General features: G+C 70.5%; 21 protein-coding genes. 10 read left to right on the forward strand and 11 right to left on the reverse strand.

Annotated elements, in window-relative coordinates:
• Window positions 1-92 precede the first annotated feature (92 nt).
• From QSK31_RS44480 to QSK31_RS44490, 3 genes are all read left to right on the forward strand, one after another.
• Window positions 93-758, forward strand: a complete 666-nt coding sequence (locus QSK31_RS44480; protein WP_502873111.1) for an NsdA family TPR-like regulatory protein — start codon at window positions 93-95, stop codon at window positions 756-758.
• Between the two features lie 26 nt (window positions 759-784).
• Window positions 785-1,336 carry an NUDIX hydrolase gene (locus QSK31_RS44485; protein WP_285691111.1) on the forward strand — a complete coding sequence of 184 codons (552 nt, stop codon included), beginning with the start codon at window positions 785-787 and terminating at the stop codon, window positions 1,334-1,336.
• A 621-nt stretch (window positions 1,337-1,957) separates the two neighbouring features.
• A complete protein-coding gene (locus QSK31_RS44490) occupies window positions 1,958-3,064 on the forward strand; it encodes an HNH endonuclease (RefSeq protein WP_285691113.1) in 1,107 nt (368 codons plus the stop codon).
• A gap of 324 nt (window positions 3,065-3,388) precedes the next feature.
• On the opposite strand, the gene QSK31_RS49005 is transcribed toward QSK31_RS44490, so the two are convergent.
• The 7 genes from QSK31_RS49005 to QSK31_RS44520 form a co-directional block, all read right to left on the reverse strand.
• Entirely contained in the window at window positions 3,389-3,979 is a 591-nt protein-coding gene (locus QSK31_RS49005) for an RICIN domain-containing protein (RefSeq protein WP_352244616.1), read from the reverse strand.
• A 380-nt stretch (window positions 3,980-4,359) separates the two neighbouring features.
• Window positions 4,360-4,644, reverse strand: coding sequence for a hypothetical protein (locus QSK31_RS44495; protein WP_285691114.1), 285 nt, complete (start codon window positions 4,642-4,644; stop codon window positions 4,360-4,362).
• Window positions 4,645-4,652: 8 nt separating this feature from the next.
• Complete coding sequence (locus QSK31_RS44500) at window positions 4,653-5,402, reverse strand: AAA family ATPase (protein WP_285691115.1); 750 nt, start codon at window positions 5,400-5,402, stop codon at window positions 4,653-4,655.
• Window positions 5,399-6,535 (reverse strand): L-talarate/galactarate dehydratase, encoded by a 1,137-nt coding sequence (locus QSK31_RS44505; RefSeq protein ID WP_285691116.1) that lies wholly within the window; start codon window positions 6,533-6,535, stop codon window positions 5,399-5,401. Before QSK31_RS44505 ends, QSK31_RS44500 begins: the two co-directional genes overlap by 4 nt.
• Window positions 6,532-7,866 (reverse strand): enolase C-terminal domain-like protein, encoded by a 1,335-nt coding sequence (locus QSK31_RS44510; protein WP_285691118.1) that lies wholly within the window; start codon window positions 7,864-7,866, stop codon window positions 6,532-6,534. The genes QSK31_RS44505 and QSK31_RS44510 overlap by 4 nt, the downstream gene beginning before the upstream one ends.
• Window positions 7,863-8,786, reverse strand: coding sequence for a 5-dehydro-4-deoxyglucarate dehydratase (kdgD, locus tag QSK31_RS44515; RefSeq protein WP_285691119.1), 924 nt, complete (start codon window positions 8,784-8,786; stop codon window positions 7,863-7,865). The genes QSK31_RS44510 and kdgD overlap by 4 nt, the downstream gene beginning before the upstream one ends.
• A 56-nt stretch (window positions 8,787-8,842) precedes the next feature.
• A complete protein-coding gene (locus tag QSK31_RS44520) occupies window positions 8,843-9,730 on the reverse strand; it encodes a LysR family transcriptional regulator (protein WP_285691122.1) in 888 nt (295 codons plus the stop codon).
• 95 nt (window positions 9,731-9,825) lie between these two features.
• On the opposite strand from QSK31_RS44520, the gene QSK31_RS44525 reads away from it, so the two are divergent.
• The 3 genes from QSK31_RS44525 (at window position 9,826) to QSK31_RS44535 (ending at window position 12,853) form a co-directional block, all read left to right on the forward strand.
• Complete coding sequence (locus QSK31_RS44525) at window positions 9,826-10,815, forward strand: tripartite tricarboxylate transporter substrate binding protein (RefSeq protein WP_285691124.1); 990 nt, start codon at window positions 9,826-9,828, stop codon at window positions 10,813-10,815.
• Window positions 10,812-11,273 (forward strand): tripartite tricarboxylate transporter TctB family protein, encoded by a 462-nt coding sequence (locus tag QSK31_RS44530; protein ID WP_285691126.1) that lies wholly within the window; start codon window positions 10,812-10,814, stop codon window positions 11,271-11,273. The genes QSK31_RS44525 and QSK31_RS44530 overlap by 4 nt, the downstream gene beginning before the upstream one ends.
• A gap of 62 nt (window positions 11,274-11,335) precedes the next feature.
• Complete coding sequence (locus QSK31_RS44535; RefSeq protein WP_285691129.1) at window positions 11,336-12,853, forward strand: tripartite tricarboxylate transporter permease; 1,518 nt, start codon at window positions 11,336-11,338, stop codon at window positions 12,851-12,853.
• Between the two features lie 179 nt (window positions 12,854-13,032).
• On the opposite strand, the gene QSK31_RS44540 is transcribed toward QSK31_RS44535, so the two are convergent.
• The 4 genes from QSK31_RS44540 to QSK31_RS44555 form a co-directional block, all read right to left on the reverse strand.
• The gene (locus QSK31_RS44540) at window positions 13,033-13,248 is read right to left on the reverse strand and encodes a helix-turn-helix domain-containing protein (RefSeq protein WP_285691131.1); all 216 of its coding nucleotides are present in this window, start codon (window positions 13,246-13,248) and stop codon (window positions 13,033-13,035) included.
• A gap of 88 nt (window positions 13,249-13,336) precedes the next feature.
• On the reverse strand, window positions 13,337-17,275 hold the full coding sequence (locus tag QSK31_RS44545; protein ID WP_285691132.1) for a family 78 glycoside hydrolase catalytic domain: 3,939 nt from the start codon (window positions 17,273-17,275) through the stop codon (window positions 13,337-13,339).
• Window positions 17,272-19,983 carry an alpha-L-rhamnosidase-related protein gene (locus QSK31_RS44550; RefSeq protein WP_285691133.1) on the reverse strand — a complete coding sequence of 904 codons (2,712 nt, stop codon included), beginning with the start codon at window positions 19,981-19,983 and terminating at the stop codon, window positions 17,272-17,274. Before QSK31_RS44550 ends, QSK31_RS44545 begins: the two co-directional genes overlap by 4 nt.
• Before the next feature lie 179 nt (window positions 19,984-20,162).
• Window positions 20,163-20,951, reverse strand: coding sequence for a maleylpyruvate isomerase family mycothiol-dependent enzyme (locus tag QSK31_RS44555; RefSeq protein ID WP_285691134.1), 789 nt, complete (start codon window positions 20,949-20,951; stop codon window positions 20,163-20,165).
• A gap of 187 nt (window positions 20,952-21,138) precedes the next feature.
• On the opposite strand from QSK31_RS44555, the gene QSK31_RS44560 reads away from it, so the two are divergent.
• The 4 genes from QSK31_RS44560 to QSK31_RS44575 all read left to right on the forward strand — a co-directional run bounded on the left by QSK31_RS44560 (window position 21,139) and on the right by QSK31_RS44575 (window position 24,934).
• Window positions 21,139-21,954: a thioesterase II family protein gene (locus QSK31_RS44560; protein ID WP_285691135.1), complete on the forward strand. Its 816-nt coding sequence runs from the start codon at window positions 21,139-21,141 to the stop codon at window positions 21,952-21,954.
• A gap of 47 nt (window positions 21,955-22,001) precedes the next feature.
• A complete protein-coding gene (locus tag QSK31_RS44565; protein ID WP_285691136.1) occupies window positions 22,002-22,829 on the forward strand; it encodes a helix-turn-helix transcriptional regulator in 828 nt (275 codons plus the stop codon).
• Window positions 22,830-23,157: 328 nt separating this feature from the next.
• On the forward strand, window positions 23,158-24,168 hold the full coding sequence (locus QSK31_RS44570; RefSeq protein WP_285691137.1) for a beta-ketoacyl-ACP synthase III: 1,011 nt from the start codon (window positions 23,158-23,160) through the stop codon (window positions 24,166-24,168).
• 103 nt (window positions 24,169-24,271) lie between these two features.
• A complete protein-coding gene (locus QSK31_RS44575) occupies window positions 24,272-24,934 on the forward strand; it encodes an NADPH-dependent F420 reductase (RefSeq protein WP_285691139.1) in 663 nt (220 codons plus the stop codon).
• Window positions 24,935-24,978 lie beyond the last annotated feature (44 nt).

Genomic DNA, 24,978 nt, shown 5'->3' on the forward strand with positions numbered 1-24,978 from the left:
AGACGCCGCGATCGGCGACTACATACGCTGGCATAACCAGCGCGCCCGACCGAAAACCGGATACGCCACCCACTCCAAAATCCGCCGCCCGGATTACCCCTCCAAGGCCGCATGACGAGGCACTAGCCAAAGCCTCCGGAGATCGCAGTTTCGGAGGTTACGTCATAGCCTTGCTCGTGAATCAATCCCTTTTTCTGACATTTTACCGGCAAGCAATAGCTTTCGCGGAAGCCGGATTGCGTACCGCAGGGCCACACATCTCTCCGGCACTGAAAACCGATCTATTCGTCATGCAGGCTAAAGCCTTCGCAGGATTAAAGGACGTAGGGGAGGCCTACCGCTGCATCAGGCTGGCCGAAAAAGCCGCCAAAGAGATTGACCGCATGGAAGAACCCCCTGAAACCGGATACGTTCAGCCCGGCCTCGTGGAGGCCCAACTTGCCGAAGCTCTCATCGTCCTGGGTGAACTCGGACCGGCCCGAGAGTTCGCAACGGAAGCGGTCCGCACCCAGGCGCAGGCACATGCGCGCGGACGGGTACACCGGATGGCCACCCTCGCAATAGTCGACCTCGATCGCGGTGAAGCGGAACAGGCCGCGAGCTCGGCCAACCACATGGTGGACCTCGCGGTAGGCATGGAGTCACACCACCTGCGTCACCGCTTCGCGCAGATCGGCGGTCGCCTCGCTGAGACCGGCAATGCCACCGCAAAGGATGCTGCCGCCCGGATCGCGCAAGTGCTCTCAATCCCGCTGTAGCCTGGCAGCGACAAAGTCTGGCCGACATGGGTGGTAAGCTGCAGATGCGATGGAAGAACCTTACTGAACATACGGTCTACGAAAATCCGTGGCTGACAGTAAGGCTCGCGGACGTAGAGCTACCAGACGGCAGGCACCTGGATCATTTCCTCATCAGGCAACGTCCGGTGGCGCTGTGCGCGGCCGTGAACGACCTCAACCAGGTTCTCCTGCTGTGGAGGCACCGCTTCATCACGGACACATGGGGCTGGGAACTGCCGGCGGGCGTGGTCGACGCCGACGAGACCGTCCCAGAGGCGGCCGCGCGTGAGATGCTCGAAGAGACAGGTTGGCGACCAGGGCGCCTCGAGCATCTGATCACCGTCGAGCCGACAAACGGACTTTCAGATGCGCTCCACCATGTGTACTGGGCATGCGGCGCTGAGTACGTGGGAGAACCCGAGGACTACTTCGAATCCGAGAAGCGCGACTGGATCCCCTTGTCTGAAATCCCAGGAATGGTTGCTGACGGAACAATCCGAGCCGCAAACGCTGTGGGCGCCCTGCTGCTGCTTCATCACCGGCTCACGCAAGACTGAGTTGGGCACTGCAACGGTTGCTCGTAGACCCTCCAGTACGACACCGGTATAGAGCCCCTCGCCCGGCTCGTCGACAGAGCTCGGCGGCTACCAGCAGCTGCTCGCGTCGCCGGCAACCTCACGCCCGTGCTGTTCTGGCTCCCCGCACCATCCGCAAACGACACCTGCACCACGCCCTGACTGACGCACGCATCGGCTACCCCACCGCCACCGCCGTGCATACCCGACGCGAGTCCGGCTGGCAGACGTACAAGGCGTGTCAAACACCGACCGACGAGCCGCATAGCACCACCCAACCCACGTGATCGACCGCGCCCGGTCGAGCACTATCGGCAGCCAAAGGCCATATCTTGCACCCACCGGTGCGGGTTTCGTCGAATGAAGGCTTGCAGTGGTTGGTGTCGCGTCCACGCGAACCTTGCGAGTGTCCGGGTAGGTCTGCAAGTGATCTTGCGAGGCGTCCGGGAAAGGTTGCGAGTCACCCGTACGCGCCGGGCCGGTCGCCGACAAGCGGTATCGACGGAGAGCAAAATTCTTTGGCATGAGCGTCGATCCCCCGAAGGCCTCCGAAGTCGTGTTACCGGTGGCCCGGAACCGGGCCGGAACGAGGAAGGATCTGTGGTGACCAGCGCCCAGCAGTCGCCACCCGCGGCCGAACCACCGGAGGAGGTCGGCTACATCCCAGGCAATGCCACCAACAACGCGGTGATCCTCATGATCATGCGGCCATTGTGGAACTACCGCTGTTACTGGTGCAACGAACCCGCGGAGTTTCGACAGATGGCCGTCGACCACATCATTCCCCGTGCCGCTACCAGCGCCCGGCTGACCGAACTCAAGACCCGCTTCGGACTGCCCGCCGACTTCGGGGTGCACCGGCCCGGCAACCTGGCGCCGATCTGCACGCCATGTAACACCAGGAAGAGAAACTCCGACTACGGGAACCTGCCCGCGCTGCTCGACCACCTCAAGCACGCCGCCGTGGTCGCTCCCAAGGTAGTCAGGAAGGTGCAATGGTTCGCCGCGCTGAACGAGCTCCGCCCAGCCCTGCTCAAACTGCTCAACGCCGATCTTGACGATCCGGAGATCCGCACGGCGATGCAGTTCTGGGTGCCGGACCTCCTGCACACCGCCGCATCGCTGGATCCTGACGCCATCGGCGACGAGGTTGCCCGCAATGTCGAGGTGGACCTCGGGCTCGGCTTTAAGCCCGTGACCCTGTCCTTCGCCTGGCGTGCGATCGCCGCCATCGACCTCCTTGAGGAGGCCGCCGGCACTGCCGCGGGCCAGACGCTCAAGCCGGCGGTCGACCAGCTGGTGGCGCTAATGCGCCGGGCCGTGCAGGACGGTATGGAGGGTGAGTTCGGCCCGCACGGCCCGATCAGCGTCGGCCCGCCCGAGGCCAACGACGTCACTCTCACGCTCACCGCAGTCACCTTCACCCGCGCCACGACGAGCCTCTACCTCACCTTCACCGGCACGCTTTACGGCCAATTCGAGTGCGCTCTGATCCGGACCCAGAAGCCTCCCGTTGGACTGGAGCAGTGGGCCGTCACCGAAGCCCACGGCCGGTTCTCCCTCGTCATCTCCTGCCAGCCCGCCGACCCTCCAACCAGGCCTGAGATCACCGACGTGCGGATCACCCTCTGGAAGCCCTCAACAGGAACAATTCGATTCACCTCCGATGTAGGGACCGCCCCTTACTGCGGCCACCACGAATGCGCATAGCAACTGACATCAGCTGTCGTCGGCCACTGACATTCGGCTGTCGTTCATCAGGACGTCTGGGTCGCGTTGTGGACGGCCATGTGACCAGCGCGGAAACGAACTACCGCGCGGACCGCAACAGTAATCGAGCTGAAAAGCCGTAAAGTAGGACGCGACAGTTGGTCATCCTCAGATCACGGCACCGAAAGGCGCCGGCGCTTCAGCAGATGATCTTGGTGTTAGTGAACAGCAGCTTCGCCCGGCTGCCTACTCGACGAGCCCAATCGCGGTCGTCGTCGGCAAGCGGCCCGAGAGCCTGTAACGACCCAACCTCGCGAGGGCTGACTAGGAAGTTGTCAGCCAACGTTGCGAGTTGACGGGCTGGCACGGCCGTACCCAGAGACTGGCCCCGGCTCCGTGGGCAGTGTCCACAGATAGGCATTGGTAGTTTGCCATCAGGTTCCTCAATCGGATGCCCTTACCGTCGGGGTACAGCTCTGCCGCCCATAGTTGCTGGTCGCCCGGCTGACACCTCCATTGTTGGAGCGGCTTGGCGGGATCTCCGTACGGTAGATCGAGGCACAGCCGGCTGTTGAGGTTCCACACCTGGTAGAACCGGGTGGGACCGACGAGGTACGGAACGGGGTCCATGCGCCACCGCTCAGCAGCGCCGTCGTAACAGGTCCACTGCTGCACGCGTGCACCCGGGTTCGTAGCTCCGTAGGCTACGTCCGCGCATGTGTTGGTGTAGTAAGCGCTTTGAAAATGGTACGGACCTCTGAAGTCCGCTGCGGATGCTGGCACCCCCGGTGCCAGCACCGCCATGATGCCGGAGAGAACCGCCGCGAGCCACCTGGTTGTATGCATTGACTCTCCTGCTGTCACGGGGCCTTGGTTGCGACAAACAGGATGGACCGCGGCGGTGCCGAAATACATCAGGGCGGACCTCGAAATACACGAACGGGGGCGCACGACAACGCCATCGAGTACGTGTCTTGCCCGACAGGTCGGCTGGCTACAACCGGTACCTCATCAGCGCGCAGCCTTAAGTCCACTCCGTAAAACGGGACTCTGGCTTGAAGCCTACAAATCCTTGGATGTCTTGCTCCGCGCACCTGCCGCAGTGGCGGCGCCTACAGCCGCGCGGATCCGGAAGACGTTACCGCCAGCATCGAGCCCAGCTTGACAAGAACGAACCCTCGGATGTCTTGCGCATCTGCCGCAGCGCCGGCGCCTACAGCCGGACGGATCCGGGAGGCGTTACCGCAAGCACCGAGGGAGGCCGGTTCGGCCACGCAGGGCCCACCCGCTGATACTCAGGGAAGGTAGCGATTCTCGATGCTCAGCCCGCGGAGCAGGGCTCCCGCCAGTTGACTGGTGAGCGCGTCCGGCGTGGTGAGCAGCGCAGCGGCGTCCGCGGTGAGGATCCGTTCGTAGGTGTCGTCGTCGTACGGCGGCGCCGTGTCCTCGTCACCGTTCGCTAGGTGGTCGTAGGCGATCGCGCCTCGGATGCCGGTGAGGCGTAGGCCGATGCCCCAGCGACCGTCGTATTCGGCGTGCCGCTGCGCGAGGTCGCCGGCCAGCCGCAGTGCGCCGTGCACGAGCCCGATCACGAGGGCTGGCAGGAGTCGCGGCTCTCGGCCACCAGGTCGCAGTCCTCGAGTACGACCAGCGCCGGTTGCGGCACCCGCGCCGTCCGGGCGGCGTCCGAGACGAACTGGATCGACGGACCGGACAGCAGCACCACGGTCAGCTCGGGCAGCGCGCCGAGCAGGTAGCGCACCGTGTGCGTCTTGCCGGTGCCCGGCGGGCCGTAGAGCAGCAGGCCGCGCTTGAGGTGCTGACCGGCGGCGTGCAGGCGTTCGCGGTGCCGGGCCACACCCGCTATGTGCCGGTGCAGCCGATCGGGGAGACCGGCCGGGAGCACGATGTCGTCCGCGGTCAGGGCCGGCCGGCGCTGGAACGTGATGCCGCCGACGCCCGGCTCGAAGTCCGAGCCGCCGAGGGTGAGCACCTGACCGCGCAGCACCGAGCGGCGCACCATCAGCTTGTGCACCTCGGCGATCAGCGTCGCCGCGACCCCGGCGGCCGGACTGAGGATCTCTAGGCGGGCGGTGCTGGTGCCGTAGCGGGGCGCGGCCGCCCGCTGGAGGACGGCGACGGGGCTTCCCGCGTACGAGAACAGACGTAGGCCGAACGAGACGGCCCCGCGCGTGCTCTCCGGGCTGGTCGCGACGCTGGCGTAGTCGACCGCGTCGACCGGGAACTGCTGGAACCGGCCGGCCATCTCCAGCAGCTCGCCGAGCGAGTGATGGTTGCGCTGCTCGCCGCCGCCAACCTGTCCGGGAGCCTGGCTCATGTGCCAGTACCCTCCCGCAGGTCGGCCCGGGCGACCGTCCACGCGCGCGCCTGCTCGCTCAGGGTCACGCCGAGACCGGGGCGATCGGAGAGGTGGATGCGGCCGTCGCGGATCTCCAGCCGTTCGTCGAACAGCGGGTGCAGCCAGTCGAAGTGCTCGACCCAGGGCTCGTGCGGGTACGCCGCCGCCAGGTGCACGTGAATCTCCATGGCGAAGTGCGGCGCCAGCGTGAGGTTGCGGTGCTCGGCCAGCGTGGCCAGCCGCTGGAACTGGGTGATGCCGCCGATCCGCGGCGCGTCGGGCTGGATCACGTCGACGGCGCCGAGACGGATGAGCTCGTGGTGCTCGGCGACGCTGGTGAGCATCTCACCGGAGGCGATCGGGGTGTCGAGGGAGCGGGCGAGCGCGGCGTGTCCCTCCGCGTCGTACGCGTCGAGGGGCTCCTCGATCCAGGTCAGCCCGAACTCCTCCAGCGCGCGGCCCATGCGCTGAGCCGCCGTGCGGTCCCACTGCTGGTTGGCGTCGACCATGAGTGGCACCTCGTCGCCGAGGCTCTCCCGCACCGCGCGTACCCGGGCAAGGTCGACGGCCGGCGACGGATGACCCACCTTGATCTTGATCCCGCCGATGCCGGCGGCGCGCGACGCGGCGGCGTTCTCCAGCACCCGGTCGAGGGGCTCGTGCAGGAACCCGCCGGTGGTGTCGTAGCAGCGGACCGAGTCGCGGTGGGCGCCCAGCAGCTTCGCGAGGGGAAGCCGGGCGCGCTTGGCCTTCAGGTCCCACAGCGCCACGTCCATCGCGGCGACGGCCTGGGTGGACGCGCCGCTGCGCCCGGCCGACGCGCCGGCCCAGACGAGCTTGGTCCACAGCCGGCCGATGTCGCTGGGGTCCTCGCCGAGGAGGTCGGGGGCGACCTCCTCGGCGTGGGCGAACTGGGCCCGGCCGCCCGCCCGCTTGCTGTAGCTGAAACCGAGGCCCTCGTGTCCGTCCGCGGTGCGGATCTCGGCGAACAGGAACGCCACCTCGGTCATCGGGCGTTGCCGGCCGGTGAGCACCTTCGCGTCGCTGATCGCGGCCTTCAGCGGCAGGGTCACCGAGGACAGCGTGATCCCGGTGATCCGGTCGGCGGTCACGGGCGCACCAGGCAGGGCCGCTTGGGGTCGAACCGCCAGCCGGGCACCAGGTATCGCATGGCGGCGGCGTCGTCGCGGGCGCCGAGCCCGTGTTCGAGATGGAGCTCGTGCGCCGCGCGCAGGGCGTCGTGGTCCAGGTCGATGCCGAGTCCGGGTCTTTCGGGTACGGCGATCCGGCCGCCGTTGATGCGTAAGGGCTCGCGGGTCAGCCGTTGCCCGTCCTGCCAGATCCAGTGCGTGTCCAGCGCGGTGATCTCGCCGGGGGCGGCCGCGCCGACGTGGGTGAACATCGCCAGCGAGATGTCGAAGTGGTTGTTGGAGTGCGAGCCCCAGGTGAGCCCGAAGTCGTGGCAGAGCTGCGCGACACGGACCGACCCGCGCAGGGTCCAGAAGTGCGGGTCCGCGAGGGGAATGTCAACGGCGTTTCCGCGTACGGCGTGAGCGAGCTCCCGCCAGTCGGTGGCGATCATGTTGGTCGCCGTGCGCAGCCCGGTCTCGCGGCGGAACTCGGCCATCGTCTCCCGCCCGGACAGGGTGCCCTCCGCGCCGACCGGATCCTCCGCGTACGCGAGCACGCCCCGCAGATCCCGGCACAGCGCCACCGCTTCGGTCAGCGGCCATCCGCCGTTGGGGTCGATGGTGATCCGGGCGTCCGTGAAGCGGGCGGCGAGTGCTCGTACCGCCGCGATCTCCTCCTCGCCGGTCAGCACACCGCCCTTCAGCTTGAAGTCGGCGAAGCCGTACCGGGCCTGTGCGGCCTCGGCCAGCGCCACGATGGCCTCCGGGGTGAGCGCCGGTTCGCGGCGCAGCCGCTCCCAGTCGTCGGCCGGGTCCGCTTCGGCGACGTACGGCAGGTCGGTTCGCCCGCGGTCGCCGACGTAGAAGAGGTAGCCGAGCACGGGAACCGAGGAGCGCTGCTGCCCGTCGCCGAGCAGCTCGGCGACCGGTACGCCGAGGTACTGCCCGAGCAGGTCGAGCAGCGCGCACTCGAGGGCGGTGACGGCGTGCACGGCGACGCGCTGGTCGAAGGTCTGTGGTCCCCGGCCCTGCTCGTCGAGGGCGGCGTAGCCGGCGCCGATCTCGCGCAGCAGCGTGGCGTGGGACGCGATCGACCGGCCGAGGAGGTGGCCGGCCGCGGCCTCGACGGTGCGCCGGATCGCCTCGCCGCCCGGGACCTCGCCGGCCCCGGTGGCGCCGGTGCTGTCGGTGACGATCACGACGGTGCGGGTGAAGAACGGCCCGTGGGCGCCGCTGAGGTTCAGCAGCATGCTGTCGTGCCCGGCGACCGGGATCACCTCGATGCGGGCGACGGTGGGCGTTCTCGCGCTCATGCCGGCACCCGCACCTTGCCGATGAGGGCGGCCAGGTCGGCCCGGTCCTCGGGGGTCAGGTCGGTGAGCGGCGGCCGGACCCGGCCGCCGTCGCGGCCGGCCGCGGTCAGCCCGGCCTTGATGATGGAGACGGCATAGCCGCGGGAACGGTCGCGGATGTCGAGGTACGGGATGACGAACTCGTTGAGCAGCCGGTAGACGGTGACGCGGTCCTGTGCCCGGACGGCGGCGAAGAAGCGCAGGGCGAACTCGGGCAGGAAGTTGTACAGCGCGGAGGAGTAGGTGCTGACGCCGAGTTGCAGCAGCGGCAGGGCGAAGGTCTCGGCGGTGGGCAGGCCGCCGATGTAGATGAGGCGATCGCCGACGCGCGCGTAGGTGCGGGTCATCCGCTCGATGTCGCCGACGCCGTCCTTGAGCCCGATCAGGTTGGGGTTGCGGTCGGCGAGCTCGGCGACGGTGACGTCGTCGAGGACGGCGTTGGCGCGGCTGTAGACGATGACGCCGAGGTCGGTGGCCCGGCACACCGCGGTGACATGGGCGAGGAGACCGGCCTGGGATGCCTCGGTCAGGTACGGCGGCAGCAGCAGCAGTCCCGCGGCGCCGGCTCGTTGAGCGGCGGCGGCCTGGGCGGATGCCTGCGCGGTGCCGCCGGTCGCCGGCGCGACGACCGGTACCAGGGCGCCGACCTCGCCGACCGCCGCCCGGACGACGGTGTCGATCTCGTCGGAGGTGAGCGAGAAGCCTTCGCCGGTGCCGCCCGCGGCGAACAGGCCGGCGACGCCGAAGCCCGCCTGCCAGCCGAGGTGCTCGCGGTACCGGGGTTCGTCGAAGGAGAGCCGATCGTCGAAGTGGGTCACGGGGAAGGACAGCAGACCGGTGGTGAGGCGGGCGGCGAGTTCCTCGGGCTGAGTCGGCGTCACCCTGACCACGCTAAGGAGCCACGACGATGCATGTCCAAGAGTGTTTCCGCATCGCTTCATACCTTCAGTGCATCGAGAACACTCAGAACTTTGCTCAACGCCGGGTTCTGGGAGTGGCGCGGCCAGAGCAGGTGAAGCTCCACGGGCTCGGGGATCGGCGTGGCCAGCGGCGCGAAGGCGACGCCGGGGATGCCCAGCAGGGTGGCGGACGCCGGAACGAACGCGATGCCACGGCCGGCCGCGACGAGCCAGAGCATGGTGAGGATCTGGCTCACGCTCTGCACGACCCGTTCCTGGGCCGGCCGCACCATGCTGACCACCAGGTCGTAGAAGTAGCGCGCCTTCTGCTGGGAGTGGAAGATCAGCGGCTCCGTGGCGAGGTCGGCCGGGAGCGCCGCTCGCCCGAGACCGGTCAGCCGGTGACCCGCGGGCACGGCGAGCAGCAGCGCCTCCCGGTGCAGCAGCCGGGAGGCGAAGAGATCCGGGTCGAACGGTGGCCGGGCCAGGCCGAGATCGAGGTCGTCACCCGCGATCGCGGCGACCTGCTCCCGGGTGACCATCTCGAAGAGTTCCACGCGCACCTCGGGCAGTTCCCGCTCGAGGTCGTCGAGCAGCCGGCCGAGGATGCCGAAGGTCGACGCCGCGGTGAACCCGACGCGCACCACGCCGCGCGTACCCAGGGAAACGCGCTGTGCCAGGTCCGGCGCCGCCTCGGCGATGGCCAGGACGCGCCGCGCCTCGCGCAGGAACGCCTCGCCGGCCGGGGTTAGGGCGACCCGGCGGTTGTCCCGGTCGAGCAGCCGCACACCGATCGCCGCCTCCAGTTTCTGGATCTGCCGGCTGAGCGGCGGCTGGGTCATCCGCAGCCGGGCGGCGGCCCGTCCGAAATGCAGCTCCTCCGCGACGGCCACGAGCCCGCGGAGTTGTTCCAGCGTGTACGTCATGCAGGAAAGGTATCAATCAATGCATTAAGAGAGTTGGACACGCATGAATCGACGGTCATACGCTCATGACCTGCCTCACATACAGGAGAAACGCCATGCGTAGCAGGGTTCTAGGTGCTTCGGTTGCCACCGTCCTCGCGCTGAGCGCCTGCGGCGGGAACCTGGACGACTCCGCGAGCGACGCCGGCTCGACGTTCCCCGAGCGGGCGGTCAGGGTGCTCGTCGGGCAGGACGCGGGCGGCAGCACCGACCTCATCGCCCGCGCCCTGGCCGAACCCGCCTCGGCCGACCTGAAGAAGCCGGTCACCGTGCTGAACAAGGCCGGCGCCAACGGCGGGGTCGCGGCGAAGGAACTCGCCGGCGCCGAGGCCGACGGCTACACGCTCATGGTCTTCAACGGCTCCCTCGCCTACATCACGCCGCTGGCCGTCGCGGCGGACGAGGCGGTGGACATCAACGGCTTCGAGGTCGTCACCGGCGTCTCGCAGGACGACTACGTGCTGGTCGCCAACCCGAAAACCGGCTTCAAGACGGTCAAGGACATCGTGGACGCCAAGCGGCCGATCACATTCGCCACCACCGGCGTCGGCACCGGCAGCCAGCTCTGCCAGGAACTGCTGTTCGCCCAGGCCTCCGTCGACGCCACCGCGGTGCCCTTCAACGGCGGCGCCCCCGCACTCACCGCGGCCCTCGGCGGGCAGGTCGACGTCGCCGCCGTCCAGCTGGGCGAGGGGCAGTCGCAGATCAAGGCCGGCAAGGTCACGCCCATCGTCACGTTCGCCGCCGAGCGGCCGGCCTACCTGCCCGACACGCCCACCGCCCAGGAGTCCGGCTACACCGCGCTGGTCCAGCAGTCGCGGGCGATCGTCGCCCCGAAGGGCGCGCCCCGGGAGACGCTCGACCGGCTCCGGGCCGCGTTCCAGAAGGCGTTCGCCGAGCAGAAGTACAAGGACTTCAACGCCCAGCGCTCGCTGACGCCGAACGAGGTCGACGGCGCCACCCTGCTGCGGCAGTGGAACGCCTCGCGCGACACCTACCGGGGACTGATCGAGAAGTACAAGATCGACCTCAGCGGCAAGTCGTGACCGAGCCGGAGCGCCCGCCGGCCGCGGGAGCGGCGACCACCCTCGTCACCGCCGCGCTCGTCGTCGTCCTCGGCGGCGCGGCGGTCGCCGGGGCCCTGAACCTCGGCGTGGGAAGCGCCTCCGCACCCGGGCCCGGCATGTGGCCCGCCCTGGTCGGCGCCGCGCTGGTCGTGCTCGGCGGCGTCCTGGCCGCCCGGGCCCGCGGCACCGAGGACGCCGAGCGTTTCACCCGCACCGGCCTGCTGGTGCTGGCCGCCACGGGCACCATGGTGGTCTTCGTCGCGGTCGTCGGCGTCATCGGCTTCGAGATCCCGACCGTCTCGCTGGCCTTCGTCTGGCTGCGCTTCCTCGGCCGGGAGTCCTGGCGGCTCTCGGCGATCGTCAGCGTGGCCGCCACCGCCGCGTTCTACCTGCTGTTCGTCGGCGCTCTCGGCGTCACCATCCCGCACCTGTTCTGACCCGCACCTGTTCTGGCCCGCCCCTGTTCGACTGGCCGCACTCCGTCCGAAGAGGAGGACCGTTGGACAGCCTGTCCCCGGTGCTCGACGGCTTCGCCGTCGTCCTCGAGCCGAAGAACCTGCTCTACTGCCTGCTCGGCGTCGTCATCGGGATGCTCATCGGCGTGCTGCCCGGTCTGGGCCCGGCCGCCACGATCGCGATCCTGCTGCCGATGACCTTCGGCCTCGAACCCGTCACGTCGATCATCATGCTCGCCGGCATCTTCTACGGGGCGCAGTACGGCGGCACCATCACCTCGGTCCTGCTGCGTCTGCCCGGCGAGGCGTCCTCGGTGGTCACGGTCTTCGACGGGCACGCCATGGCCCGGCAGGGCCGAGCCGGCACCGCGCTGGGCATCGCCGCCATCGGCTCGTTCACCGGCGGCACCCTCTCGATCGTCGCGCTGACGCTGGTCGCGCCGTTCGTCGCCGGGTTCGCGCTCGACTTCGGGCCGCCCGAATACACCGCGCTCGCCCTGCTCGGCATTCTGCTGGTCGCCACCGTCTCCAACGGCGGCAAGGTCAAGGCGCTCATCGCGGCTGCGGCCGGGCTGCTGCTGGCCACCGTCGGCCGGGACGACTTCATCAGCGTCGAACGGTTCACCTTCGGCAATCTGTCGCTGGCCGACGGCCTTGACTTCGTACCCATCGCCATGGGTCTTTTCGGTCTCGGCGAGATCCTCTACAACCTCGAGGAGCGCCACCGCGCCACGCAGGCCCCGGCCGCCGTCACCGACGTCTGGCCCAGCCGCGCCGACCTGCGGCAGGCATCCGGCGCCATCGGCCGAGGCGGCGTCCTCGGCTTCCTCCTCGGCATCCTGCCCGGCGGCGGGGCGGTGCTCTCCTCGCTCGCCGCGTACGCGTGGGAGAAGCGCCGCGCCCGCCACCCCGAACGTTTCGGCCACGGCGCCATCGAGGGAGTCGCGGCGCCCGAGACCGCGAACAACGCCGCCGCCACGTCGTCCTTCATCCCGCTGCTGTCCCTCGGCATCCCCGCCAACGCCACGATGGCCGTCATCTTCGGCGCGCTGCTCATCCAGGGCGTGACTCCCGGCCCGCAACTGGTCACCGAGCACCCGGAACTCTTCTGGGGCGTCGTCAACTCGATGTACCTCGGCAACGTCCTGCTGCTGATCATGAGCCTGCCGCTGGTCGGCCTCTTCGTCCGCATCCTGCGCGTACGCCCGGCGATCCTCGCCCCGATCACCGCCCTGATCACGCTGATCGGGGCGTACACCGTCCGCAACGACGTCTTCGACATCGGCCTGGTCGTCTTCTTCGGCGTCCTCGGGTACCTGATGAAGAAGACCGGCTTCGACCCCGGGCCGCTGGTGCTCGCCTTCGTGCTCGGCTCTCTGCTGGAGACGTCACTGAGGCGTTCGTTGCTCCTCTTCGACGGCAACCCCGCCGGGTTCCTGACCCGCCCGATCTCCGGCGTGCTCCTCGCCTGCTTCCTCCTTGTGGCCGTGCTGCCCGCCGCCCGCACACTCCTGCACCGGCGCCGCGCCCACCTTGACCGCGTGCCGAGTGGAAACGAGTGATGCCCGCACCGGCCGGTGCGGGCATCAGTAGCCGTCGACGCCGGCGACGGCGGGCGCCTGTCTGGTCAGAGGAGGCCGTCGGCGACGGCGGGCGCCCGTCTGGTCAGAGGAGGCCGTCGGCGACGGCGGGCGCCCGGCCGGTCCGATGAGGCCGTCGGCGACGACGAGCGGGCGGCCGGTCAGAGGAGGCCGCGTTTGGCGGCCCAGGCGACCGCCGTGATCGCCGCCGGCACGCCCAGGATGTCGCAGATCGCCCTGGTGCGGCGGCGGAGGGTCCGTTCCGACATCGCCAGGCGGCGGGCCACCGTGCCCACGGGCAGGCCCTGGGCCAGCATGGCGAGGATCGCCACGTCGTCGGCGCCGAGGAGGGGAGGGCTGTCGGTGGTGGTCGGCATCGTGCCCCCTCACGGACCGCCTCGACGGGATTGCTGTGAATCGTTTCACCATAAGGTAGGTCGATGTTTCCGCCATGTCAACAACACGTCACGGCGCCAGTTCGGCGATCCGGCTCCAGAGGTTCTGGGAGCCGTTCACCACGACTCGCACCCGGGTGGTCGTCACCGGCGCGCGGAAGGGGATCCACCGGTTCCGGGCCGTGTTCCCGGTGATCGTCGCCTGGGTCGTCCAGGTCGCACCGTCCCAGGTCTGCACCTCGAAGGACGTCGGGACGCCGTCGCTGTGCGAACCGAGGCCCACTCCGGTCAGCGGGACCGGCGCCGCCGCGGTCACGGTCAGGGTGTCCGGGTACTGGTTCTCCGTGTTGTCGTTCCAGAAGGTCGCCGGGTTCGCGTCGACGGCGTTCTCCGGTACGTAGGTGCGGGTGGCGCCGTCGACGATGTTGGGTTCGTGGTGGCTGGAGGCCGCCACGGTGGTGCCGGCCGGCCAGGCGCCGAAGACGATGACGGTGACCGTGGTGGTGGCCCGGGTTCCGTCGGGCGCCTTCGCGGTCACGGTCACCGGGTAGGCGCCGCCCGGCGTTCCGGCGGGGACGGTGAGGCGCAGCGAGGCCAGGGTGGCCGTGGTGGACGGTCGCAGCGGGATGGCCGCCGGGACGGGCTCGGCCGTCCAGCCGGCCGGTACCTCGGCCGAGAGCCGCGCCTTGCCGCCGCCGGTCGAGCTGCCCTCGACCAGGACCGTGACGTCCCCGCTGTCACCGGCGGTGATGGGCGAGGGGTCGTCGCCGGCGGAGGCCACTGCCAGTGCCGTCACCGGGGTGCCCGGCGCCGTCACCGTGAAGGTGTAGTCGCCGGAGCCCGCTGTCATCTCGAGGACCCCGCCCGACACCCCGCCCGCCACCTCGCCGACGGTCAGGGCGGGGACGGTGCCGGCCGGGCGTCCGGCCCGCCAGATCACCCGGCCACCCTCGCGTACGGTCGAACCGGCGCCGCCGAGCAGCGGCAACTCGATCGCCGCCGTGCTGCCCACCGGCACGACCGCGTGGTAGGTCAGCGTGCTGCCCGACCTCGACCAGGAGCTGACCACCTTGCCGCGGACCGTGTCCTGCGACCCGTTGACCCTGGTCAGGTCGCCGACCACGCTGGGCGCGAGGGTGAGCGTGCGCCACCCGGCCGACTCGCGGCGGATGCCGGCCAGCTGCTCGTAGTACCACTGGCCGATCGAGCCGGCCAGGCCGATGTGGTCCTTGGACGAGGTGCCGTCCGGCGCCGACGAGTTGGTCCACTTCTCCCAGATGGTGCCGGGGCCGTTGGCCAGCATGTAGCCGAAGCTCGGGAAGTCGGTGCGCTGGGACAGGGCCAGGGCGATGTCGTTGCGGTCGTACCTGCCCAGCGCCTGGTAGACGAAGACGGTGCCGACGAAGCCGGTGGTGACGTGGTTGCCGCGGGCGACGATGTCCTGGATCAGTTTGCGCAGCACCGCCTGCTCGTGACCGGCCGGGACGATGCCGATGGCCAGCGGCATCGCGTACGCCAGCTGGGTGCCCGGCGCGTACGTGTCGGTGGCGGGGTCGAAGTACTCGGCGGTGAAGCCCGCGGTGATCTCGTCGGCCAGGCGGCGGTAGTTCGCCGCGTCGTCGGCGTGGCCCAGGACCGCTGCCATGTCGGCGAGGCGGCGGCTGTCGAGCAGGTAGAACAGCGTCTGGAAGTAGACGTGCGGTGTGCTCACGGTCGACAGCCAGTCGTCGCCCCACGAGCCGGGCGCGTTGCGCACGATGTGCCGGCTGTCGCTGATCGTCGCCAGGTAGTCGACCCAGCGCTTGACGGCGTCGTAGTTGTCGCGCAGGACGGTCGGGTCGCCGTACTGCTGGTAGCTGTCCCAGACGATCTGCGGGTAGGCGGTCGCCCAGGCCGGGTCGGTGAACCAGCGGTCGCCCTCGCCCTGGTCCGGCGCGATGGACGGGATGCTGCCGTTGCTGTTGGCGCTGGTGCGGATGTCGCCCAGCCATTTGGCGTACAGCGATTGCATGTCGAGGTTGGCCATCGCCTCGGCCTCGGTGTCGCCGGCGTCGCCGAGCCAGCCGCGCTTCTCCCGGGTGGGGCAGTCCAGCGGCATGCCCTGCAGGTTGTTGAGCTGGGTACGGACCAGCGCGTCCTGGATCCGGTTGAGCAGCGGGTCGGACGTGCTGAACTTCCCGGCCGGCGCGACGTCGGTGTGGATCACCGATGCGGTGACGGTGAGTTCCGTGCCGGCGGGCAGCCCGGTCACCTCGGCGTAGCGGAAGCCCGCGTAGTTGAAGCGGGGCATCCAGCTCTGCGCGCCCGAGCCGTCGAAGATGTACCGGTCCTGCTGGCGGGCGGGCTCCGCGTCGTTGAAGCTGATGTTCTTCGTGGTCACCCGCCCGGCGTTGTCCAGCAGCTCTCCCTTGGTGATGACGGCGGTGGTGCCGGCCGGTGCCGCCGCCCGCAGGGTCACCTGGCCGGAGTAGTTCTGGCCGAAGTCGTAGACCTGGACGCCGGCCGCCGGGGTGGTGGCCTTGACCGGTTCCAGCGTGGAGATGATCCGGGTGGGCGGGCTGATGTCGGCCTCGAGCCGGGTCAGGCCGAAGGTCAATGCCGGGTTCGCGCCGAAGACGCCGAGTTCGGCCAGGCGGAACGTGCAGGACGTGTCGCGGCAGGGCAGCTTCGTGGCGGTGACGCGTACGTACCGTCCCTGGCCGTCGACCGGGATCGCCACCGGCGCGGTGCCCGGGTTGGGCTGGTCGGCGTCGGTGCGGTCGACGAGGGTACGGGCGTTCGTGAAGTCGGCGTCGTCGCTGATCCGGACCGTGTACCGGACCGGGAAGCCGGCGCCGGGGAAGTCCCCGGCGGGGTCGTTGGTGGGCCTTGCCGGGAAGAGGGTGATGCTCTTGACTGCCTGGCTCGCGCCCAGGTCGGCCTGGACCCACTTGGTGCTGTCCGCGGTGGCGGCGGTGGCCGAGTGGTAGCCCTGGCTGCCCTCGACGGACCGGTCGATGCCGTCCACCAGCGCGGCCCGCGACCAGCCGCAGCAGGCGGTCTCGTCGGCGGCGGTGACCGGCCTGCCCTGGGCGAGGCTGGCCGGCTTCGCCACCGGTGCGTACTCGGGAACGGCCGCCCAGCCGGTCGCGTCGAACGACGCGGTGTCCCACCCGGCGATCTGCTTGCGGGCGTCCCAGGTCTCGCCGTAGTAGAAGTCCGCGCGGACGACCGGACCGGCCGCGCTGCGCCAGGAGCCGTCGGTGCCGATCACGGCCCGGGATCCGTCGGCGTAGGTGAGCGAGAGCTGGGCGAGGAAGGTCGGCGCGGCGTTGAACTGGCCCTGGCTCGCCATCACGCCGAGCGCGTTCGAGCCGGGCCGGATCTGGCCGGTGACGTCGAAGGAACGGTAGAGGACCCGCTTGGCGTAGTCGGTGACGGACGAGTCCAGCAACCGCCCGGGCTCGACGACGGCGCCGTTGAGGTGCGGCTCGGCCAGGCCCTGCGCGGCGAGGTAGAGCCGGGCGCGGGCGACCCTCTTGCCGACCTCGAACGTGCGGCGGGCCAGGGCGCCGTCGGGAACCCGCAGCCAGGAGGCCGACCAGTCGCCCACCGTCATCGGCCCGACGTCGAAGCGCTGCCGCGTCGACCACGGTGACGCCTGTCCCCGGCTGTTCCAGGTGCGCACGGTCCAGGAGTAGGTGTGGTCGGCGAGCAGCGCGGGTCCGGCGTACGCGACACCGGCCGAGGCGTCCGAGGCGACGCGGCCGGAATCCCAGACCGTGCCGTGGTCGGAGACCTTGATCTGGTACGCGCTCTGCGCCTCGCCGCGCCGGGAGTCCCGGGGCGCCCAGGACAGGGCGGGATGCGGCGAGTCCACCAGGGCGCCGGTGGCCTGCCCGGCCACCTTCAGGGCGTTCGGGGCGGCCGCGGTGCTCGCGGGCGCCGCGGCTGCGGGTGCCGGCCACGCAAGCATGGCAAGAGCGGAGAGCGCGGCCAGTGCAGCATGGGCGGGGACCGGACGTTTCACGGGGTTACCTCGGCAATCCGGCTGAAGGCGCCGTTCTGGGACTGGGAGCCGGTGACGACGATGCGCACCTGGCTGGTCGTGACCGTGTCGAAGGGGATCCAGCGGTACAGGGCAACGTTGCCGGTCACCGCGGCACGGGTGGTCCAGGTGGTGCCGTCCCACGTCTGCACGGTGAAGTCGGTCGGCACGCCGTCGACCAGGGAGGCCAAGCCGACCCCGTGCAGTCGCACCGGCTCGGGGGCGGTGACGGTGAGTGTGTCCGGGTAGCCGCCGGACGTGTCGTCGTTCCAGAAGGTGGCCAGGTTGCGGTCGATCGCGTTGCCCGGCCCGTAGGTGCGGGTCTCTCCGTTGTGGACGTTCGGCGCGTGGAAGCTGGACGCGGTCGCGGTGGCGCCGGCCGGCCAGGTCCCGAAGACGAGCAGCGGCACGGTGGTGCTCGCGGTCCTCCCGGCGCCGGTCGCGGTGACCGTGACGGACGCCGTACCCCCGAGGGTGTCGGCCGGCGGCTGAACGCCCACCTGGACCACCGTGCTGCCGGGGCCGTCGCGGGTGTCGATGGCGAACGGGGCCGGGGTGACGGTCCAGCCCTCCGGCGCCGTCGCGGTCGCCGTGCCGCTGACGACACGGTCGCCGGTGGCGCTGACGGTCACCGGGACCGACAGCCGCTGCCCGGCGGTCACCGGGGTGGTCCCGGCCGAGGTCACCGCGGCGGCCAGCGTCTCGGGGACGTTGTTGACGGCGGTGCTGACGACGGTCGCCCGCCGCGGGGTGCCGGTGAGCACGACGTAACCGTTCTCCAGGCGGGCGCCGAAGGCGTGGCCTTTGCGCCCGTCCCAGGCGAGCCGGCCGTTGACGGTGACGTTCGTGCGGGCGCCGAACGTCGGGACGTCGACCCGGGTGACGGCCCCGGCGGGCGCGTCGACATCGGCGGTGAACGTCCGGCTGGGCTTGTCATGCCGCCAGGCCAGCCCGATGTCGCCGTACGGCGTCCGCAGCGAGCCCTCGGCGTTCCTCAGGTCGCCGGGCGCGGGGTGGATCACGTAACCCCCGTCCACGGTGGTCGGCCGGACACCGAGGACGTAGAAGGTCAGCGCCGAGGTCGGCCCGGTGGCCCAGCCGTGCGCGGCGCTCATGTACGCCCCGCCGTAGCCGAACCGCCCGTCCGCCAGGTAGCCCTCCCAGAACGTGCTGCCGGTGCCGAGCGGCGAGTTCAGCATGTAGCCCCACTCGCGGCGGATCAGCTCCAGCGCCCGGGTGGCGTCGCCGGCGACCAGGTGGGCCTGCACCTCCAGCGATCCGGGGAAGGTGGAGATCTGCCCGCCGTTCTCCGGGGTCGTCGCGCCGTAGGTGTTCCAGTTGGTGGTGAGCGCGGCGCTGACCCGCGCGGCCCGGCCGGCGGGCGCGAGGCCGTACCAGACGGCCAGGGCGTTGCCGTCCTGCGGATGCAGGTCGCTGTCCGGGTTGTCGCGATATTGGCCGGCGGCCTCATCCCACAGGACGTCGTTCACCGCCCTCCTCAGCCTGCCCGCCGCGGTGGTCCAGGTGGTGGCAAGAGCAACTTCTCCGCGTACGGCCGCAAGCTCCGCGCCCGTCACCAACGTCTGGTGGAGCAGGGCGTTGGCGGCGATGTTCTTGCCGCCCTGGTTGCCGCGCGCCCAGTCGGCGGTGCCGCGCACGGTGAGCAGCCCGTCGTCCCCGACCTGGGCCAGGATGTAGCCGACCGCGCGCAGGTAGCCGGCCCACTCGGTGTCGAGCCAGGGCCGGTCGTGGGTGTACTGGTAGTAGGTGGCGGTGCCGATCAGCGACCACAGGTGGTAGGTGTCGGAGCCGTAGAAATTGACCTGCGGTCCGGCGTACGGCAACTGACCCGCCGCGGTCTGGTGGTCGTACAGGGTGGTCAGGGCGTTGCGGGTCGGGACCAGGTCACCCAGCGACGCGAAGGCGGTGGGTACCGAGACGCCGAGGTCGCCGGGCCACACCGTACGGTCGCGTTTGGCGCCGTCGACCAGGATCTCGCTCCCGGCGCCGACCGTGGCGCTGTTGTCCCAGCCGGTGGCCGGCGGTCCCCAGACCCGGCCGGTGTCCGGCGCGATCGTGTTGGTCTGCACCGTGTACGCCCCGGCATACCAGATCTTGTTGAGCAGCGGGTCGCTGGAGTGGAAGTGGTTGGCGTAGTCGCGCAGGTCGCCCATCGACGGCGTGAACGAGATCTCCAGCGACACCCGGTTGAGGAAGATCGACCCGGCCGACTCCGCGAACAGCGTCAGGTACCGGAAGCCGCCGCGCAGCGACGCTCGCGGCATCGTCCAGGTCCCGCCCGGTGTGACGTCGGTGTGCAGCGACAGGTCGGCGCCGCCGCCGCCGTTGCTGGCGTCGCTGGTGGTGCCGACGTACTGCGAGGACTCGGTGAAGGCGAGGCCGAGCCGCTGACCCGCGTCACCGCCCGTGCCGAAGCGCAGGGTGACCAGCCCGCCGACCTCCCGGCCGAAGTCGTAGGTGATCGAGGAACCCGCACCGGTGAGCACTGCCGCACCGGGACGTTGCTGCAGCACGGTGCCGGTGGTCCGGAACACCTGCTTCGGCGTGACCGTGCGGCCGGCGGGAGCGAAGTTGTTGTGCTCCCACGGGCGTGCCGGATCCGCGGCGGCGGGGGTGGCAGTTGCCGCCAGGACGACGGTGACGATCGCGGTGGCGCTACGGATCCGCATTTCCTGAACCTAGGAGCGCGCTTTCCGAGTTGCAACGTTTCACTGTGGCCGATCCCGGCCATGCTCAGGCCCAGCCCCCAGGTAGCCACGCCTTCGCGGCGGCGGGCGCCGTCGAGCGAGGTCCCGCCGGCTGGCAACGCGCGGCCCAGCCGGCGCGCTGACCCCCGACCGGCGACGTCCTACCGGTCCGGATCCCACTCCACGAGCTGGTCGAAGATGCCTCGGTTGCCGGCGAGCCGCAGGGAGTCCAGCGGGATCCGGCCGTAGAGGGCGAGGACCAGGTCATGGGCCGAGCCCTGGGCGGAGGCGTCGGCGGCTTCCGGTTCTTCGCCGGCGGCGGTTCCGGGCGCGGGCAGGCGCGCGAACCGTGCACCGTCGCCGTCGACCCGGTTGCGCCAGGAGCGGCCCTCGGTGACGTGGTAATCGACGGCGGCGGGCTCGTGCGGCCAGGCGACCGTGGTGGTGCAGAAGGTGGACAGGAACTCCTCGACACCGTCGACCGCCACCTCGTCCGGCAGCTGCCGCGGCGCGCCCACGGTCAGCTGGGCGTCGTAGGTGTGCACCGCGATCTCGTGAAGCTGGCGCCGGGCCACGGCGGCGCAGGTCCGCGGCGACTGCGACTTACCCCACCACGTCCAGCACCCGCGGTCCGGGCCGGCCTCCCGCAGCGCGTCCAGCAGCTGATCCGTCGACGCGCTCAGCCAGTCCAGCAGCGCCTCGCGCTCCTTCGGAGCGTCCGGTTCGCCCTGTGGCGCGGCCTTGGCCGTGGCGTCCGGCCCGGCGGCGACGGTGGCGGCCCAGGCGCGGCGCCCCTCGCCCACATGCCGTGCCAGGTCGAACAGAGTCCACTCCGGGCAGGTCGGCACCTGCACGTCGAGGCTGGTCGCGGAGGCGACCGCGGCGCGGAAGGCGGTCGAACGTTCGTCGATCAGCCGCAGCAGGCCGGGGAACTCCACAGTTTTCTGCACGCCGGCTGTCTACCACCGGGCACCCCCGAGCCGCCAGCGAATTCCTCGCGCCCCGGGGTTCCCGTCGGCCGGGGGAGTCCTGGCACCTCACCACCCAGCACGACACGGGGCGTGGGTAACTGGTGGTGGCGCCACCCGGACGGACACACACTCTCTCCCTTCCGGCGTCGGCGGCAGACTGGTGGCCATGGCCCACACGTCGCGGTACATCGCGGAAGGCGCGGCCGGCGGCACGACCGCGGGTATGGCCCAGCGTGTCGTACGCGGTGAGACCGCCCCGCTGCGCCTGTTCTGCTTTCACCATGCGGGCGGCAGTGCCTGGTCCTTCGCGGGCTGGGGACACCGGCTCGGGCGCGAGATCGAAGTGGTGCCGGTGTCTCTTCCCCCGCGGTCGGTGTCCGTACCGGGCCCCGACGGATCCGTCAGCACGATGGGCGACCTGGTCCGGGAGGTTGCACAACGGTTTGCTCCGGCCCTCGACGAGCCCTACGCCTTCTACGGCCACAGCATGGGTTCGCTGGTCGCCTTCGGGGTGGCCCAGCGGTGGCTCGCCGCCGGCCGCCGGCCGCCCGTCTGCTTCGTGGCCGGGGCACACCGCGCACCACATCTGCCGGCCCCCGAGCTGACCATGGACCTGTCGGATACCGCCACCCTGGAGTTGCTGCTGGGCCTGGGCGGAGCCGGTCGGCTGTTGCGGGAGAACCCCCGGCGGATGCGGGCCGTGGTGGACCGGCTCCGTCAGGATCTGCTCGTCAGCGCCACCTACCGGTACCCGGCAGAGGGACACCGGCCGCTGCCCTGTCCGGTCCACGTGCTCCACGGCCGCGACGACCCGCTGGTTCCCGCTGCTCACGCGGCAGCCTGGAACCGCCATGCGGCGGGATCCTTCGCGCTGCGTGTCATGCCCGGCGGCCACTTCTTCCACAAAGAACAGAAGGAACTGTTCTTCGCGGAGTTGAGGCGGGCGCTGAGTTCACGCTTCCGTGACCCGTCCGAGGTGTGATTATCGCCGCTGACAGCGCGTGTTCGACCCGCCTACCTTCAGTTGACATGGACGATCCGACCTCCCTGTCCGGCAGCCAGAAGAAGCGGCGCATCGAGCTCACGCACTTCTTGCGCAGGCGCCGCGCCGAGCTTTCCCCCGCCGACGTCGGAATGCGGTCCGCGGGCGGTCGCACCCGGGCGGGTCTGCGCCGGGAGGAGGTCGCCGTCCTGGCCGGGGTGAGCGCGTCCTGGTACGCGTGGCTGGAGCAGGGCCGCCCCATCAGGGTCTCGGACAAGATCCTGGACGCGATCAGCCACGCGCTGCGCCTCACCGAGCGGGAACGCGTCCACCTGTACCGGCTCGCCGAAGCCAACCCTCCGCTGCCGACGCCGGGTGTGGGCCCGTCGGACACCGAATTCTTCCAGCGGATGGTCGACACCCAGCTGCTGGGGCCGGCGTGCGTCATCGACCGGTACTGGGACGTCCTCGCGGCCAACGAACCGGCCGCCGGGATGCTGCATCTGGGCCAGGACGGCAACGAGAACTTCCTGGCCGGTCTGTTCACGGGATCCCACGGACGCCAGTACGTCGATCTGCCCCGGGTGGCCCGCCGGATGACCGCCCGCTTCCGCCTCCAGACGTCCTACTTCGCCGACGATCAGCGGTACGAGCAGATGGCCGACCGGCTCGCCGCGGACAGCCCGCGGTTCGCCGAGTTGTGGGGCCGTCACGAGGTCGAGGAGTTCGTGCCCACGACCGTCGAGCTGAACCGTCCCGGCCAGGACCCGGTGCCCTTCACCCTGTTCACGATGGACCTTGACGAAGCCTCCTCCGTCCGGCTGCTGGTGTATCTGCCGCCGGGAGCCACCGTCCCGCAGCCGGTCTGGAACTAGCCTCTCCCGGATCTCCCCGGATCGGGTTCGCCCTCGCCCGGGAACGTGGTGTTCCCGCCACCACCGGGGCCAGTCACAGCGTCAGCACGGTCTGGCAGGGCGATGTCCGGACGCTCGATAATCGTCGTACGCCTCGGTGCGTCCTCGCGAAGGGGCCGCATCAGCGCCGTTCCCACGTACCGGCCACGCGTGTCGTCCCTCGCCCCGTCCCGACCGGAGGGGCGGCACTTTCCGACGAGTCCGGCCACGACGACCGGCACCGGCAATCAGGGAGGCCCCCCTTGGTATTCGCGCTGTGGGACGAACTTCCGGCGAAGGAGGCGGCGGCATGAGCAGGGCCGCGGTCCTCGCCGGACTCGGGACGTACGTGCCGCCCCGCGTCGTCACGAACGACGATCTCTCCCGGGACATGGACACCTCTGACGAGTGGATCCGCTCACGCACCGGCATCGCCCAGCGGCACTGGGCCCAACCCGGCACCGCCACCGGTGACCTGGCGGTCGAGGCGGGCGAGCGGGCGCTGAAGTCGGCCGGCTCCGGCGATGTCGATCTGGTCGTCGTCGCCACGACCACACCGGATCATCCCTGCCCGGCGACCGCTCCGGACGTCGCCCACCGGCTGGGCCTGAACGCGGTCGCCGCGTACGACATCGCCGCCGTGTGCAGCGGATTCGTCTACGCGATGGCGTCCGCGGCGGGCGCCATCGCCGCCGGGATCGCCGAACGCGTGCTGGTCATCGGGGCGGAGACCTACTCCACGATCCTCAACCCCGCGGACCGCACCACCTCGGTGATCTTCGGTGACGGCGCCGGGGCCGTGGTGCTGCGGGCCGGCGAGCCGTCCGAGCCGGGTGCGCTGCTCGGACACGACCTGGGGAGCGACGGCTCGCTGAAGGACCTCATCATCGTCCCGGCCGGCGGCTCACGGCATCCGGCCGGCGCGGCGGCCGAGTCCGGCGCCCGCCCTGCCGAGACGTACTTCCACATGGAGGGCAAGCCGGTCTTCCGGCACGCCGTGACCCGCATGGCGGCCTCATCCCGGGCCATCCTCGATCGCGCCGGCTGGGCTCCCGAGTCGGTGGACTGGTTCGTCGGCCACCAGGCGAACGTCCGGATCCTGCACGCCGTCGCCGACCAGCTCGGCATGGCCCGCGGCCGAACAGTCGTCAACCTCGACCGCGTCGGCAACACATCGGCGGCCTCCATCCCGCTGGCCCTCGGCGACGCCGCCTCCAGGGGCCTGCTGACGCCCGGCGACCGGGTACTGATGAGCGCTTTCGGGGGCGGCTTGACGTGGGGCTCCACAGCCCTGGTGTGGCCGCGGATCGTGACCGGCTAGGCGATTCACCGAGGCGGCCGCCGGCACAGGGAGACCGGCGGCCGCCATCCATGTCCGGCGGCAGTCCCGCCGTGACCGATCACCAAGGACAAGGAGCTGGACCATGCCCGAATCCACAGCAGACACCCCACCGCTGCGCATCGCCGTCCTCGGCGCGGGTAACGTCGGCCGCCCGCTGGGCCGCCACTGGCTGGCCGGCGGTCACACCGTGACCTTCGGTTCCCGGACCCCGCACCGGCTCGCCGCCCTCGTCGAGGAGTCGGGCGAGCGAGCGCGGGCGGCCACGTACCCGGACGCGGTGGACGCGAGTGACGTCGTTCTGCTCTCGGTGCCGCATCCGCATCTCGAGGAATTGCTGGAGCAGGTGGCCGACCGCCTGACCGGGAAGACCGTGATCGACGCCACGGCCCCGATCGGGCTCTCGGCGGACGGCCTGTTCGTGTCCGAGCTGGGCCCGGGCCTGACCCAGGGCAGCTGGACGGCGAAGCGGCTGCCGGGCAGTTCGGTGGCGCGGGCGTTCAGCCACCTCCCGGACGAGCTCCTCTGGTCGCGCGGGACGGGGCAGCGGCATTTCTGGGGGATGGCGGTCGCCGCGGACGACGCCGACGCGTTGCGAATCACGGAACGCCTCGTCCACGACGCGGGCTTCGTTCCGGTTCGGCTCGGAGGCCTGGACGCGTCCGAGGCGCTGGAGCCCGGTGGCGTGCTCTTCGGATACTTCTCGACGGCGGCCGGCCTGCGAAGGGCCGCGGGCATCGGCGGCTGAGGCGGCGTTCGGGTCCCGGGACGTGGACGCCGGCGCGGGTTGTC

Source organism: Actinoplanes sp. NBRC 103695, assembly GCF_030269485.1.
Lineage (GTDB): Bacteria > Actinomycetota > Actinomycetes > Mycobacteriales > Micromonosporaceae > Actinoplanes.

Coding starts and splice junctions, on each gene's coding strand:
- QSK31_RS44485 (WP_285691111.1), top strand. CDS start 785: ATGGGTGGTAAGCTGCAGATGCGATGGAAGAACCTTACTGAACATACG.
- QSK31_RS49005 (WP_352244616.1), bottom strand. CDS start 3,979: ATGTATTTCGGCACCGCCGCGGTCCATCCTGTTTGTCGCAACCAAGGC.
- QSK31_RS44500 (WP_285691115.1), bottom strand. CDS start 5,402: ATGAGCCAGGCTCCCGGACAGGTTGGCGGCGGCGAGCAGCGCAACCAT.
- QSK31_RS44510 (WP_285691118.1), bottom strand. CDS start 7,866: ATGAGCGCGAGAACGCCCACCGTCGCCCGCATCGAGGTGATCCCGGTC.
- QSK31_RS44520 (WP_285691122.1), bottom strand. CDS start 9,730: ATGACGTACACGCTGGAACAACTCCGCGGGCTCGTGGCCGTCGCGGAG.
- QSK31_RS44525 (WP_285691124.1), top strand. CDS start 9,826: ATGCGTAGCAGGGTTCTAGGTGCTTCGGTTGCCACCGTCCTCGCGCTG.
- QSK31_RS44540 (WP_285691131.1), bottom strand. CDS start 13,248: ATGCCGACCACCACCGACAGCCCTCCCCTCCTCGGCGCCGACGACGTG.
- QSK31_RS44550 (WP_285691133.1), bottom strand. CDS start 19,983: ATGCGGATCCGTAGCGCCACCGCGATCGTCACCGTCGTCCTGGCGGCA.
- QSK31_RS44560 (WP_285691135.1), top strand. CDS start 21,139: ATGGCCCACACGTCGCGGTACATCGCGGAAGGCGCGGCCGGCGGCACG.
- QSK31_RS44565 (WP_285691136.1), top strand. CDS start 22,002: ATGGACGATCCGACCTCCCTGTCCGGCAGCCAGAAGAAGCGGCGCATC.
- QSK31_RS44570 (WP_285691137.1), top strand. CDS start 23,158: ATGAGCAGGGCCGCGGTCCTCGCCGGACTCGGGACGTACGTGCCGCCC.
- QSK31_RS44575 (WP_285691139.1), top strand. CDS start 24,272: ATGCCCGAATCCACAGCAGACACCCCACCGCTGCGCATCGCCGTCCTC.